This is a genomic window from Nocardia sp. NPDC003693, from assembly GCF_053981095.1.
In genome coordinates, this window is sequence record NZ_JBSFNO010000002.1 from 14,693 (window position 1) to 29,167 (window position 14,475).

Here is a 14,475-nt window from a genome sequence, read left to right on the forward strand (position 1 = left end):
GTGGGCCGGGACCGTTCGGTCGTTCCCGAACCGGACGGCTACGGATTGATCATGAAGTTGACGATGAGCGAACTCACCATCTCCGGCATGCCGTTGTTCTGTCGCTCCGCCGCGGTCACCACGTCGTAGTGCCGATAACCGGGCACGATCTTCGTGTTGGCCGGGAGGATGCCGCCGTACCCCGCGTTCTGCAACGGCGAATCACCGGCCAGGACGGTGAGATTGCGCGAACGCGCGGGTGTGCTCTGCCAGCGATCCCCGTGCAGCAGGAAGTTCAGGATGCCGCCCGTACGGTTCTGCAGCTGCTCCAGCTCGCCGCTGCGCCCCACGCCGAGCGCAAAGACCATATCGGTGATCAGGCGCAGCGGGGTGTACAGCTCGAACGAATCCGCTGGCTGCCAGCCAGGATTCATCGCGTGCGCCATCTCGCGGATGTCGGTGACCTCGTGATCGCGATCGGTGAAGTTGCCGCGCACCGGATCGAGGCCGTCGATGGTCGACGCGCCCACCTGGTCGTAGTTCTTCCACCCGCACAGCTGATTCCGGTCCGCCGGGGTGTAGTTCTGACCGAAGCCCAGGCGCAGCGGGATGATGAACAGGTTCGGTCCCAGAATCGGCACCGAGGCCAGCCCGTTGGGCGCCGGATAGGTCTTGCCCGTCGTCGCGCAGTCGTAGAACCCGACTCCGGCCTGCAGCACCCACTGCGAGGAGTTCTGGTCGAAGAGCATGCCGAAGGCCGTGGTGTTGGTGGTCCGGAAGTCACGCGGCAGGTTCGCGCCGGTGAACAGATCCAGGTAGTCCTTGGCGTAGAAGATGCGCATCCACGGCTCGGTGCGCAGATCCGTCGGCGCGAGCGTCCGCAGATCGCTTTCCTCATCGGGCCTCTGGTCCGCGGCCATCGCCGCCAGCTGATAGGTGTTCAGCACCTCGCTGGCCGCGATCACCGGCAGCTGCCCGACGCCGAGACCGTTCTTGGCCAGCAAATCGATGCCGGTCTTGAGCACACCGCCGACCGTGGACAACAGCGCGTCCAGCGGCGGCACGCCCGATATTCCCGCCGGGTCGCTCATGGCGAACCCGTCCAGCGACACCCCGCCGCCGCCGCACAGGCTGTAGCCGGCGTCCTGCACGGTGGCGGGATTCTTGTCGAAGTCCCAGGCCAGCATCGGACCGACCAGGAACGCGCCGAGCGAATGCCCGCCGCAGTGGCTCTTACCGCGCGAAGCCGGGTCGGGCAGCAGGAATTCGATCGCCACCCGCCAGTCGTCCATGGTCAGTGCCAGGCCGTACTCGCCGATGTAGTCGAGCGCCAGGGAATCCTGATAGCGGTAGGTCTTCCCGCCGATCGCCTTGCCGCCGAAGTAGTAGTCCGCCGCGACCCGGTAGTCCCCGGCTTTGTCCGCCGCCTCCCAGCCGGTGCGGTCCTCGGCGCAGTTGGAGCGCCGGTCCAGCGAGATGTACTCGACGAACTTCCCGGCCGCGGCCGCCTTGCGAACGACCTGCGGGCCTTGCGAATTCAGGTTGCCCGCGCCGGAGAACAGGCCGGGCTGCATGCTCAGCACGGCATCTGCGTCGACGGTGTGCTCCGGGCCCTGCTTGGACCGGTACCGCACGAACGAGATCCAGTCGCACGCCTCGGGATGCGCCATGGTGGAGTACGGGCTCGGGTAGTGCAACCGGACATAGGTCGCCTCGACATCGTCGCCGAGGTAGGGATCTCCGGTGATGGGCGTGACCGTCGAGGAATCCGCGCCACCCGGAACCACCGGGTCGGCAACCGATTTCGGAATGGTCAGGCCGGTAACTATCAGTACCGCACTGACCGCCAAGGGAATTCCCATGGACAGCCCGAGTCTGATCCGCCTGGTGAGCGACATCGCCCCCCGCTTTCGGTTCGCAGTGATGGTGGGTTCGCCCGTCATCGCAGGCTCTTCACGAATTCGGCCAGGGTCTGCGCGCTGGCGTCGGGCCTACCGTCGTTCTGCACGCGGGCCGCGCCGATGGTGTCCACGTGGCTGTAGCCGGGCAGGGTGACCACCTGGGCGGTGGGCGGCGGCGGGACCACCATGCCGGCGCCCTGCTGCACGAAACCGTCACCGGCGTAGGCGATGTACATGGGCTTGGTGCGCGCCATGTTCGCGTAACGCAGGCCGGTCATGTCGCCGCTGCGCGCGCCGCCGTAACCCGCGCCGATATCGATGAAGATCCGGGACGGGAAGTAGGTCTCCCAGTACGCGTAGGGTCCGCCGGTGCCGAGTTGCCGTGCCGCGTCCCGGATATCGGAGGACTCGTGGTTCGGGGCCGTGTAGGGGATCCCGCGCACGTCGTCGTAGTTCCGCCAGGTGTAGAGCGCGGTGCGATCGGTCGGCCGCACCCTCGTCTGCGGGCCGGCGACCGCGCGCAGGAAGCCGCCCATGAGCGGAATCTGGGTGACCGAACCCGGAATCGGGAAGACCTTCTCGGTGACCGGCCCACCGCCGAACGCGCCGACACCCTGGTGGAAGAGCGCGAAATTGCCCGAGTTGTTGTCGATGAACAGCCCGAGCAGGGCCTCGTTGGTGAATCGGAAGTCGCGAATGTTCCCCGAGCCGTCCGCGCCGTTGGTGGCGAAGCCCGCCACCGATCCGGAGAACATGTAGTCGAGGCTGATTTCGAGGTCCAGATCGCGCGGAAGGTGCGCCAGCAGTTGGCTTTCCGCCGTCGGATCCAGGTGCGCGGCCAGCCCGGCCAGGCGGTAGATCATGAAGGTGCGCGCGCCGATGACCGGCACCGAGGTCAGCGAACGCGGCAGCACCCCGACGTTGGCGACGGCCTTCACCACGTCGTTCGTCGGTCCGACAATGGCATTGGTGACATCGCTGAAGAACGGGGTGTTCTGGATGGCCACCGGATCGGAGGTGATCATCGTGTCCTGCGCGGCGAAGGCGGCGCACTGGTTGTAGCCCGCGTCGGCGGTGGTCGCCGGATTGCCGTCGAAATCCCAGTCCGAGAAGAATCCGGTGACCAGGCCGCCCAGCGAGATTCCCGTGCACACGTACTTCTGCTGTCGCACAGCCTGATCCGGGATCTCGAACAGCATCATCTCGTACTGGTCGCGGATGATGCGTTCCATGCCCATGGCGTCGAGCACCGCGAGATCGTGCGACTCCTCGAAGCCGCCGAACACCTGACCGTCGAGCGGCTTGCGATTGAAGTAGTAGTCGACCGCGTCCAGGTAGTTCCCGCTGCGCAGGGCGTAGTCGAAGCCGAAGGTCTCGTCGAGGCAGGAACTGCGCCGCGCCAGCGCCCAGAACTCGACGTGCTGCCCCAGCGCTCGCGCGGCGGCCACGGTATTGGCCGCGACGCTGTCGTTGTTGACCGCGCCGCCGATGGCGCCCGGCTGCTGGACGATCACGTTGTCGGCGTCGCGAGAGTCGGCGGGCCCGTCCACCGCGCGGTAGCGCAGATACCCGGCGCGATCGCAGGCCGCCGGGTGCGGGGCGGCGTTCGCGGGCAGCGGCAGCGCGTAGGTGACCTGGGAGACGACGACCCCGTCGCGGGTTTCGAGCACGCGCTCCTGGCGGTCGGCGGCACCGCTGACCGGGATCGGCTCCTGCGCCGTGGCGACGAACGCGGGCGACACCGCGCTCACCACCGCCGCGGCGACGGCCAGCACGGCCGCGCGCCGCGCGTTCCCCCGGGCCGGGCGACCCCGGCGGGTACTGACAACCGATGCCACGACCGGCCTCCTTCACATGTGTCCCAGATGGAATGACCGAGGCGCGGTGTGACCGCTGACCTCGACGTCCGGCCCAGCACACCACCCGCGTTACCGAAGTCACCATTGGCATATGCGAGAAATTTTCGATTGGTAGCAGTGCAAGTGCTCAACCGTCTGAGACATGACCTGGTCAGACCGTTGATCCGGTTGCCGGGGGCACCTCACCCGTCCCCCATCCGGGCTCGAAACGGAAGCACCCGCCGGCCGGAGGTTCGCCGCGAAGCCGCGCCCGGTTTCGAACGCGCCCGGCGGTGGCGATCACACTCGACGGCAGCAATAGATCACTCGATGCGCATATTTTCATTTGGCAGATTGTCGGATTTGCCCGAAAATCCCACGGCCGCAACCCGAAATCAGTCGAGTGCGCGGATCTCGTTCACGACCAGCGCCGTCACCGGCTTGGGTGCGGCGCCGCAGCTGGCCTGACGCGGGGCGTAGCTCACCGACCGCGTGGTGACGAGCCAGGTGCGGTCGCCGGGGTGGCGCACCAGGGCCGCGCCGGCGAAAGTGGCCGGGTCGGCGGCGATATCGGCGTACTCGGGCGCCGGGGTGACCGTCAGCTCGACGCCGCTCACACTCGGCACGGGATCGATGCTCGCGGGATCGGCATGCGGCGCAACGGGATCGGCGCGCAGTTCGGCGGACGGCGTACCGGAGGCGGTTCCGCCGCGGCCTTCCGCGGCGAGATACCGGCGGACGGCGACTTCCGCGATCTGCTCGACCGGCGAATAGCAACTGCGGCCGCGCAGCCCGGTCAGCGAGATCTCGCCCCGGTCGGCGGCGTCGAGCATGGCGCGGGCCGACGCCTCGTCCAGGCGGCCGTAGGTCAGGCCGGTGGGGAGCAACACCACGGCGGGCGCGAAGCGATGGCCGCCGGTGTGCGAGCACTCCCAGACCCGGCCGGGATGCGCCGCGGCCAGCCCGGCGGCGATGGGGCGGCCCAGGCGCGCACAGCACTGATCGCGTTTTCCGTGCGCGCAGACCAGAACCAGCGGATCGGTCACGGCCGCACCGATTCCCGGCGGCGGACCGTTCACCAGACTCAGATCCAGGTCGAAGAGCTGGGTCAGGTCGGTGATCTCGAGCCGCTCGCACCAGGAGCCCTCGGGCCGGGAACTCGCGAGCAGAACCGTTCGCGCACCGGTGAATTCGTTGCGGCCCGGCCGCCGGATGAGCGTCGGCCGCACCCGCGCGGCCTTGGTGCGCACGGCGAGTTCGGCGGTGATCTCCGGGCCGAGCACCTCGTCGCCGATGACATCGCGGCCCCACGCCCCGGGTTGTTCGACGCACAGCCAGCCGGTGACGCGGGTGGCGCTGCCCGGCAACGGAACCTCCAGGGCCGCGGTCGAGCACGGCAGCCCCTCGAACGACACCGGCCCGACACCGGGCGGACTCGATAGGTCCCCGGGTGAGCTCATAGCGGTTGCCCGGCGGCGAGTTTGCCGATGAGCTGCTCGAGCCGGCGGGCGCGGGTCTCCGGGCGCACGGCGCTGCCGAGGTGATAGCCGACGGTGACGCGAGCCTGGGCGGGCAGGGTGTCGAAGAAGGCCGCGGCCTCGGGGTTGGCGTCCAGGGCGGCCTGGAAGTCCTCCGGCAGATCGCGGTCGCGGCCGTAGGCGGTGTCCCAGCGCCCGTCCTCCTTGGCGCGGTCGATCTCGGCCTGCCCGGCGGGGTGCATGAGACCCTGCTCGATCAGTTCCCCGGCAATGCCCACGTTGCGCTGTGACCAGGGACTGCGCCGGCGGCGCGGGGTGAAGCCGCGCAGGTGGAAGTCCGCGTCGTCGGCGCGCCGGGCCTGCCCGTCGATCCAGCCGAAACACAGGGCCTGCCGCAGGGCGCCGTCGTAGTCGAGGGAGAGGTGACCCGTCCCCTTCTTGGCGAATTTCACCCAGATGCCGTCGACCGCGGCGTGGTTGGCCGTCAGCCACTCCCGGAACGACTGCTCATCGGCAAAGAACAGCGTAGGGCGCTCGAGTGCGGACACCGGTTCACTGTAGATACCGGTCGGCGCGGTCCGTCGGGTACCCGACGGTACGACCGGCGCGGACGGGGCCGGGCGGGGGCGAGAACGGGGAGAACGCTCGGTTTCCTCAGTGCCCGAGGAACGGCAGCACCGCCGACTCGAATTCGTGGTACCGATCGCGATGGATGCTGTGCCCGCAGGCCACGGCCCGCACCGTGAACTCGGGCACCGCGGCCCGCATGAGCTCGAGTTTCGCCGGATCGACCATGCCGCCGGGCCCGCCCCGCAGGAACAGGGTCGGCGCGCTGATCTCCGCCAGGCCCTCCCACCACTCCGGATAGGGCTTGCGGAACTGTTCCAGGGCGGTGCCCGTCATCGACCGGTCGAAGGCCAGCACCGCGCGCGGATGCCGAATCGCGCTGCTGGTGGCGTGCCACAGCTCCGGCAGCGAGGGCAGCCTGCGCGTGAACGTCACCTGCTCGTCGCCCGACCGCAGGGGCAACGGCTGTTCCTCGATCACCAACCGCCGCACCAACTCCGGCCGTTCCATGGCGACCCACGACGCCGCGTACCCGCCCAGCGAATGCCCCACCAGATCGACCCGCTCCACCCCCAGCCGCTCGCACAGCCGCAGGACGTCCGCGCCGAACTCCGGAAACAGATACGACCCCGCGTGCGCGCTGCGCCCGTGCCCGCGCAGGTCCGGGATGATCACCCGCCGCCCGAGCTTCCCGAGCCGCCCCGCGAACCGGTCCCAGGTGTGCCCGTCCCCGCCCATCCCGTGCACCAGCACGACCGGCACGGCGTCGTCCCCCGCGGCCCCCGAATCCCGATAGGCGATCGACACGTCACCCACGATGACCCTGCTGACCGTATCCACGAGGATCCAGCGTACGGACCGCCCGACCCCCGCGCCGCCGCTTGTGTGCCGAATTACCTGGTTGGGTGGATTCGGTTAGGCACCGCCCGCTCACCACCGCACCGTGGCCCTGACGATGTCCCGGTCGATACCGGAGTCCCGGCGTCGCCCCTCCCCACCAGGTCGCAACCCGCGCCGGGGATGCGCCGACGCTCGCGTCGAGACGGCACCGCGCTCCCCTGCGGCGATGGCGAAAGGGCGTAGCCGATCCCCAGGTCGCGCGCTCCCCTCGCCACCGGTTGTGGCGGGAATCCCCCTGGTCGCCGGAGACGCCGATGGTTACGGCGTAAGCACGAGGCGACCGCGCAGTCCACCCGCGGCCAGGCGGTGGTGCGCTTCGGCCGCGCGGTCCAGCGGAAGGGTTCCGGCCACCCGGAGGGTGAGGTTCGCGGCGGCGAGGGTCGCGAGGGCGGGGCCATCCGCGCTGATCCACTGCCGATGAACAGTGATGCCGCGCAAGGGGATCGGGGGCGGTCCACCCATCACGGTGACGAAAGAACCGCGGGTGCGGACCGCGGCGAGGGCGTGGACGCCCGCGCCCGCGGTGTCCAGCGCGGCGTCGACGCCGCCGGGGATCAGGCGCCGGATACAGGCGGGCAGATCGGGAGTGGTGCGGTCGATGATCCATTCGGCGCCCAGGTCGCGCAGGAACGGTGCGTCGGCGGCGCCGGCGGTCGCGGCGACGCGCAGGCCGCGGCGGACCGCGAGTTCCACGGCGAAGCCGCCGACCGCGCCCGCACCGCCGGTGACCAGCAGCGTGCTACCGGGAACCGGGTCGAGCAGGGTCAGCGCCTGCGCGGCGGTCAGGCCGTTCAGCGGGAGGGTGGCCGCCGCGGTGGCCGGGACGCCGGGCGGGGCCGCGGTCACCGCGCTCGCGTCCAGGACGAGGTAGTCGGCGTACGCGCCGGAGGAGGAGTCGAGCAGATCGCGCAGGCCGATCACCGATCCGCCCGGTGCGAACCCGCGCACCCCGGGACCGAGACGCTCGATGACCCCGGCGACATCCCAGCCGAGGCCGGTGACCGGGCGGGGCGCCATCAGCCCGGCGTCGGTCAGGGCGCCCGAGCGGGTGGCCAGGTCGACGGGATTGACCGTGGCCGCCTCGACGCGAATCAGGACCTGCCCCGGACCCGGCTCGGGAACCGGAACCTCGATCGTCTCGAGCACCTCGGCGCCCCCGTAACCGCGCGCGACCACCGCGCGCATCATCGTGTTCGTCGTCATGCGCACCAGTTTCAGAGTGCTACTCTCCGAAAGGAAGTGGGCACTTTCGGGTGCGTAGGGAACCTCGAGGAGTGGCCTGTGCCGACTCGCACCGCCGAGCAGCAGCGCGCCGCGGCCGGGGCCGCCTACGACGCGTATCTCGCCGAATGCCCGGCCCGCCACCTGCTGGATCGCATCGCCGACAAATGGGTGAGCCTGGCCGTCACCGCGCTCGCCGACGGCCCGCAGCGCTACGGCGAGCTGCGGCGCCGCCTGGCCAGCGTCAGTCAGAAGATGCTCACCCAGACCCTGCGCAACCTCGAACGCGACGGCCTGGTCACCCGCACGGTCACCCCGTCGGTGCCGGTGCGCGTCGACTACGAACTGACCACCCTCGGCCACTCGCTGCTGCCGGTCATGCGGACCATCAAGGCCTGGGCCGAAGACCACATGGACGAGGTCCACGCCGCGCGCACCCGGTACGACGCGGACGACCGGAGACCTTGACCGGCAACGGCACCGGCGGCGCGCCCGTTCACTCGTACAGACCCTCCACATGCCAGATCCCGTCGTAGCCCAGCAGGAGCAGGGCGCGTTCGTCCTCGTCCAGGAGCACCTGGGCGCGGGCCGCGGGCGGGTGCTCGGGGTGGTGAACCCACCAGCGGTCGTCCAGGGGCCACGGCCCGGCCCAGCCGATGAGGGCCCAGGTGCGCGAGCCCCAGTGCAGGACTGCGGGATCGGCGGTGAACAGGCCGCGGTCGGTCACCCAGACGGGCTCGCCGCCGGCGGTTTCCAGGCGGACCTCGGGGCGGGTGGCCCAGACCACGGTCGGAGCCGGTTCCGGGAGGCGACCGGGCCAGGGCTGCGCCGGGTCGGCGGCGGGCACGGGCTCGTCCCCCAGGTTGACCATGGTGATGCGCTCGCCGGGGCCGCGACCGCCGCTGAGCACGCCCAGGCGAACGGCGTCCCCGCCGAGCAGACCCTGCACGCGCACCAGGGCGCGGCGGGCCCGCTCCTCGTCCTCGCCGACCCCGCCCCACAGCCCGAGCTGCAACGCTCCGGCGGCGACCACCTCGATGGGCTCCAGGCGCAGCAGCACGATGGGATCGGGTGTCTCATCCCAGATCTCGTCTTCCGGTACATCCTGCCGCTCGGCGCGCAGCCGCCGGGCGCGATCCAGGGTGCGGCGGGTGAGCCAGCCGTCCAGCTGCCAGCGCACGCGGTCGGCCGTGCTGTCGGGGGTGAGGGGTTCGGCGCAGCGCCAGATGCGGGAAAGCTGTTCGCCGGACTCGGTTTCCGCGTAGATGGACAGGCGGGTGCAGGCCGAGGAGGCCGCGGCCAGCGCCTCGTGCAGGCGGGTCGCGAGCAGGCGGCCCGCGAAGGCGGCGGCGTCGACGCGTTCGATCGGCGGTTCGCAGCGGTGCTCCACGGTGAGATCCGGGGCGGGGGTCTGCGCCGACGGCGGGCGCTCGGGTTCCGCACGCGCGCAACGATGCGCCGTGATGGCGTCGCGCCCGAAGCGGGAGGACACCTCCACCGGGGTGAGCGCGGCGAAGTCGCCGATCCGTCGTAAACCCAAGCGGTGCAGCAGATCCACCAGCTCCGCCCGCTCCGGCGCGGCCAGCGCCGGTTCCACCGACAGTTCCGAGACCGAGAGCGGCGCAAGGAATTCCGCACCGCGGTCCACGGGCACGATGACGCCCCGGCGCGCGGCGAGCACCGCCGTGGAGAGCTCGTCGGCGATGCCGATCTGACACTCCACACCGGCCGCCGCCACCGCGTCCACCAGCCGCTCGGCCGCCGCCTCCTCCGAGCCGAAGAACCGCGCCGCGCCGCGCGCCGCCAGGATCAGCAGTCCGGGCCGCAGCACCTCCACGCCCGGCACCGTCGCGTCGACCGCCGCCACCACCGCCTCGAACAGCCGCGCGTCCCGATCCGGATCGTCCTGTGCCACCAGCAGATCCGGGCACCGTCCCTGCGCCTCCCGCCGGCGCAGCCCGCGCCGGATGCCCTCCGACCGCGCCACCGCCGAACACGCGACAACCCTGTTCGCGGAGAACACCGCCACCGCCCGCGTCACCGGCGCACCGGCCTCGGCCGCCGCCGCGACGGCGGGCCAGTCCTGGCACCACACCGCCAGCACCCGTGATCGCCGCGCCGTCACGGCCGGCTCCGCTCGGGCGAGACGGATCCGCCGCCGAACCGAAAAGCCGCGCGCCGCAGCACGATCGGGACCGACCGGTCCGGCCGGGCCGCGTCGAGGCCGCTATACCGCGGCACGACCCACGCCACCGTCAGGAAACGGCATGCCGGACCACGCTCGGGATCGCGGCGTCCGGCGCGCCGGACGCCGTATCGCTCACCGGATTCGTATCCACCCACTCCACGCGGCCGTTGCTCGGGCACAGGGCCAGATACCCCTGCCTGGCCTGCGCCGACCGCCCGTGCACCGAGACGTTCAGCCGCACCGTGCGCAGCCGCCCGCACCCGCGCCCCAACCCGCTGTATCCGGCGACATGGGTGTCGATCCGCAGCACCGGCCCCGCCCACGAACCACCCGTCACCACCAGCGTCGACCCCTTGCTGCGCGCCCGCGCGGTGAGCACCCGGGTGCGCGACATCGGCACCGAAGCGCCGTTCAACCCGAGTACCACCAAATCGAGGCCATCCAGCAAAACAGAGGCAACCTCCAGCGGGTCGGATCCGGGGTCGGTGACGACGGCCAATCGATCCAGCCGCGCGCCCATTTCGGCCGCCGCGAGCAAGCCCAGCCGCGGCAACCCGACCACCGCGGCATGACCGCCGGCCCCGGTGACAGCGGCCAGCAAACCGGAAAGCAGCGAACTCGCGCCCGTATAGGCGACCACCGAGCCCTTGGCCAAACCGCCTTCGGGCAAAAGACTTTCGAGCGCGGACGGCACCGGCAACGCCTCCCGCCGCACCTGTTCGGCGAGCCGTCGCGCGCCCTCGCTCCCGCCGCTCGCGGGCGTCGCCCCCGGCGCCGCCATCGCCGCGACCGTGCGGCCGTTGCCCACCGCCGCCGAGAAACCCACCGCCACCTGCGGCGCGTCACCCCGCATCGGCATCCGCGCGGCCGCACCCGCACCGCGCGCCGGAACAGCCGCCATCCGCCGTCGCAGCTCCGCCAGCTGCGCCTGCTTCGCGTCCTCCGCCGAATCCATCTAACGACCACCTCTCCCAACGCTGGGGGACCCACAACTCCCGGGAGCTCGCACGAAACCGCGCCCCCGAACCACCACGGGCCCGAGCCGGATAGTCAGCACCGATTCAGCAACCAAGAATACTCGAACATACGTTCTATTCATGCACAGTAGAACTCGAGCCCCGACGCGCGTCAAGAGGACAGTGGCGCAAACCTCGAGCGCGAGGGTGCCGCAAACCACGAGTTTCGAACCAGGCCAGTCAGGATGGTTTTCCGCTACCCTGCACCCGTGACCGAACGCCCCCGTCCCATCGTCGGCCCCGACTACCTGGTCGCCGGCCGCTACCGTCTCCAGTCGAAGCTCGGCGGCGGTGGTATGGGCGCCGTGTGGCTGGCGACCGACCGCCTGCTGCACCGCGATGTGGCCATCAAACAGGTGCTGACGACCTCCGGCCTCGACGAGGAAGAGGCCCGCGAGGTACGCCAGCGCATCATGCACGAGGGCCGGGTGGCCGCCAAGCTCTCGCACGAGCACGCCATCGCGGTGTACGACGTGGTCCTCGAGGCCGGTGAACCCTGGCTGATCATGGAATACCTGCCCTCGCGCAGCGTGGCCAAGGCGCTCTCGCTCGCGGACACCCTCTCCCCCATAGAGGTCGCGCAGATCGGCGCGCAGGTCGCCGACGCACTGGCCGCCGCACACGCCGCGGGCATCGTGCACCGCGACATCAAGCCGGGCAACATCCTGGTCGCCGATCGCGGCGACGAGGTCGGCATGGTCAAGCTCAGCGACTTCGGCATCTCCAGCGGCGCGGGCGACGCCGACGACGTGAGTGACGTCATCACCGGCACCCCCGCCTACCTGCCGCCGGAGGTGGCGCGCGGCATCCAGCCCAGCGCCGCCAGCGACGTATTCTCGCTCGGCGCAACGCTGTACACCGCGATCGAGGGTCAGCCGCCCTACGGATTCGACGACGACAGCGGCGTGATCGTGGAGCGCGCGGCCATGGCGCAGATCATTCCGCCCACCCGCAGCGGCCCGCTCACCAACGTCCTGCTGCACATGATGGAGCCCGCGCCGCAGCGCCGCCCCACCATGACCGAGGCCCGCAACGAAATCCTCACCGCCGCATTCGGTCCCGGCACCGCGCCCTACATCCTCGGCGCGCCCGTACGCACCGAGGACGGCACCATTCCGGCCTGGGCCGCCCGCAACTCCGCCGCCGGCCTGCGCAGCCCGAACTCCACCCCGCTGCCGCGCCCGCAACGCCAGCAGGCGGCGGCGCCCGCCGCCGCTCCGCAGCAGCAGTCGACGGGCTTCGACCTGGCCAAGTTCGGCCCGAACGCGGGCCCGCTCGCGGTGGCGGTCGGCCTGCTGATCGGCCTGCTGATCATCATCGTGATCCTGGTGGCGCTGTAGTAGCGATCAATCGATGCGGCGGCGGTGTGCCCAGCGGGTCAGGGCATTCCGGTTGGACTGCTGGGTCTTTCGCAGCACGTTCGAGGCGTGGGTCTCCACCGTCTTCACCGAGATGAACAACGACTCGGCGATCTCGCGGTAGGTGTAGCCGCGCGCGAGCAGGCGCAGCACCTCGAGCTCGCGCGGGGTCAGCGAATCGAGCTCGGGATCCAGCGGGGGTTCGGGCACCGGGGACTTACCGGTGAACGAATCCAGGACGAACCCGGCCAGGCGCGGGCTGAACACCGCGTCCCCGCCCGCCACCCTTCGAATGCCGTCGGCCAGCTCCGGCCCCGAAATCGTCTTGGTGACATAGCCGCGCGCGCCCGCGCGGATCACCGCGATCACATCCTCGGCCGCGTCGGAAACGCTGAGCGCCAAGCACACCGGGCCCGCCTCGACACCCTGCAGCACCGCGACGCCACCACCGTCGGGCATGTGCACGTCGAGCAGCACCACATCGGGCGTGGTCGCCTTGATCCCGGTGATGGCCTCGGCCACCCCGCCGGCCTCGCCGACCACCTCCATATCGGATTCCCGGCTCAGCTCGGCCCGCACCCCGGACCGGAACACGGCGTGATCATCGACCAAGAAAACCCGGACACTCACCGACATCTCCTCTGTAATTTCTGCCTCCGCTGCGCCGCGGTTACATCCTTCACCAGATCACGCACTTCCAGCGGATCCATCATCATTTTCTCCGGCCGGACTCTCGGCCGGTTGCACCACCACGATCCGATCGTCCGCACCGTCCTTGCGCGGCATGATGATTCGCACCTCGGTCCCGCGCCCCGGCGCGGACACGATCTCCACATGCCCACCGCGCCTTTCGATCCGGGCACGAATGGAGCGGGTCAGCCCGTGCCGATCGGACTCGACCGCGTCCACGTCGAACCCCCTACCGCGATCGCGCACGAACACGCTCACCTGGTGCGGCTCGGCCTCGGCGAACAGGTCGATGGCCGGCACCTCGGCGTGCTTGGCGGCGTTCACCAGCGCTTCGCGCGCGGCGCCGAGCACGGCGGTGAAGTTCTCCTTGGGCAGGCCGACCCCGCTGTCGTCCACGTCCATGGACACATCGCCGACGGTCACCGGCGTGACCTTCACCCCGTGCTGATCCTCCACCTCGCCCGCGATGGTGCGCAGCGCCGCGGCCAGACTCGACTGCGCCGGGCCGGTGTCGTCGAACAGCCACTTGCGCAGTTCGCGTTCCTGGCTGCGCGCCAGCCGCACCACCTCCTGCGGATCCCCGGCCTGCCGCTGGATCAGGGCCAGGGTCTGCAGTACCGAATCGTGCAGGTGCGAGGCGATCTCCTCGCGCTCCTCGTTGCGAATGCGTGCCGCGCGTTCATCATTGAGCGCCCGCACCATGCGCAGCCACAGCGGCACCGTGAGCAGTCCGGCCCCGATCAGGGTGACCGCCACCGCCAGCAACGCCGACCCCAGCGAACTCAGATCGATGCGGGCCAGCACCACCACGCCGAGCCCGACCACGATGAGCGTCGCACCGCCCACGATGCGCGCCCAGGTCACCACCGTCGGCGACGCGGGCAGGCCGATGACCGACCGCGGGCCCTCGGCGTCGAATTCGCGCCACACCAGCGCAGCGCCGATGGCCACCGCCAGAATCGGGCCGATCACCTGGGCTGCGGTGCCGTTGAGCACCCAGGCCATGGCCACCGCGAGCGAGAGTCCCAGCAGCGCGAGCCCGACAGCCTGCCGCCGCTCCGCGGGCGAGGGCGGCGTCTCGTCCTCGCCGCCCGGGGTGAAGATCCACAGCAGCCCGTAGACGACCACCCCGGCCCCGGCCAGCGCGGACAGCAGCACGAATGCCATCCGCACCTTGAACACGTCGACCCCGAGATGATCGGCGAGCCCGCCCGCCACCCCGCCGATGACCCGCCCCCCGGACCGCCGCAGCAGCCGCGGCGCGTACACCCCCGGACGCGGCGGCTCCATCACCCCGCGGGCAGGGTCGAACAGAGGTGCGGACGGATACATGCTTCGA

The 14,475-nt window shown here is 70.8% G+C and carries 12 protein-coding genes; 2 read left to right on the top strand and 10 right to left on the bottom strand.

Features of this window, described 5'->3' with window-relative positions; all coding sequences use genetic code 11:
- Positions 1-38: 38 nt before the first annotated feature.
- From ACWDOP_RS04005 to ACWDOP_RS04030, 6 genes are all read right to left on the bottom strand, one after another.
- The gene (locus ACWDOP_RS04005; RefSeq protein WP_456343850.1) at positions 39-1,877 is read right to left on the bottom strand and encodes a hypothetical protein; all 1,839 of its coding nucleotides are present in this window, start codon (positions 1,875-1,877) and stop codon (positions 39-41) included.
- Between the two features lie 41 nt (positions 1,878-1,918).
- On the bottom strand, positions 1,919-3,718 hold the full coding sequence (locus ACWDOP_RS04010) for a hypothetical protein (RefSeq protein ID WP_456343851.1): 1,800 nt from the start codon (positions 3,716-3,718) through the stop codon (positions 1,919-1,921).
- Positions 3,719-4,113: 395 nt separating this feature from the next.
- Positions 4,114-5,178 (bottom strand): sucrase ferredoxin, encoded by a 1,065-nt coding sequence (locus tag ACWDOP_RS04015; RefSeq protein ID WP_456343852.1) that lies wholly within the window; start codon positions 5,176-5,178, stop codon positions 4,114-4,116.
- The gene (locus tag ACWDOP_RS04020) at positions 5,175-5,744 is read right to left on the bottom strand and encodes a YdeI/OmpD-associated family protein (protein ID WP_456343853.1); all 570 of its coding nucleotides are present in this window, start codon (positions 5,742-5,744) and stop codon (positions 5,175-5,177) included. The genes ACWDOP_RS04015 and ACWDOP_RS04020 overlap by 4 nt, the downstream gene beginning before the upstream one ends.
- Positions 5,745-5,850: 106 nt before the next feature.
- Positions 5,851-6,603 (bottom strand): alpha/beta fold hydrolase, encoded by a 753-nt coding sequence (locus tag ACWDOP_RS04025; RefSeq protein ID WP_456343854.1) that lies wholly within the window; start codon positions 6,601-6,603, stop codon positions 5,851-5,853.
- A 318-nt stretch (positions 6,604-6,921) separates the two neighbouring features.
- Positions 6,922-7,866 (bottom strand): NADP-dependent oxidoreductase, encoded by a 945-nt coding sequence (locus ACWDOP_RS04030; RefSeq protein WP_456343855.1) that lies wholly within the window; start codon positions 7,864-7,866, stop codon positions 6,922-6,924.
- 78 nt (positions 7,867-7,944) lie between these two features.
- Here ACWDOP_RS04030 and ACWDOP_RS04035 point away from each other — a divergent pair, with 78 nt between their 5' ends.
- Complete coding sequence (locus tag ACWDOP_RS04035; protein WP_456343856.1) at positions 7,945-8,352, top strand: winged helix-turn-helix transcriptional regulator; 408 nt, start codon at positions 7,945-7,947, stop codon at positions 8,350-8,352.
- 28 nt (positions 8,353-8,380) lie between these two features.
- Here the strand turns inward: ACWDOP_RS04035 and ACWDOP_RS04040 are convergent, their stop codons facing one another.
- Entirely contained in the window at positions 8,381-10,009 is a 1,629-nt protein-coding gene (locus tag ACWDOP_RS04040) for a DNA polymerase Y family protein (RefSeq protein WP_456343857.1), read from the bottom strand.
- Between the two features lie 130 nt (positions 10,010-10,139).
- Positions 10,140-11,027: a hypothetical protein gene (locus ACWDOP_RS04045; RefSeq protein ID WP_456343858.1), complete on the bottom strand. Its 888-nt coding sequence runs from the start codon at positions 11,025-11,027 to the stop codon at positions 10,140-10,142.
- 246 nt (positions 11,028-11,273) lie between these two features.
- Between ACWDOP_RS04045 and ACWDOP_RS04050 the strand changes: the two genes are divergently transcribed.
- A complete protein-coding gene (locus ACWDOP_RS04050) occupies positions 11,274-12,428 on the top strand; it encodes a serine/threonine-protein kinase (protein ID WP_454202391.1) in 1,155 nt (384 codons plus the stop codon).
- 6 nt (positions 12,429-12,434) lie between these two features.
- Here ACWDOP_RS04050 and ACWDOP_RS04055 read toward each other — a convergent pair whose 3' ends face one another.
- Together ACWDOP_RS04055 and ACWDOP_RS04060 are read right to left on the bottom strand one after the other, a co-directional pair.
- On the bottom strand, positions 12,435-13,082 hold the full coding sequence (locus tag ACWDOP_RS04055; RefSeq protein WP_454202390.1) for a response regulator: 648 nt from the start codon (positions 13,080-13,082) through the stop codon (positions 12,435-12,437).
- A 51-nt stretch (positions 13,083-13,133) separates the two neighbouring features.
- Positions 13,134-14,426: an ATP-binding protein gene (locus tag ACWDOP_RS04060; RefSeq protein WP_456344048.1), complete on the bottom strand. Its 1,293-nt coding sequence runs from the start codon at positions 14,424-14,426 to the stop codon at positions 13,134-13,136.
- Between the last annotated feature and the right edge of the window lie 49 nt (positions 14,427-14,475).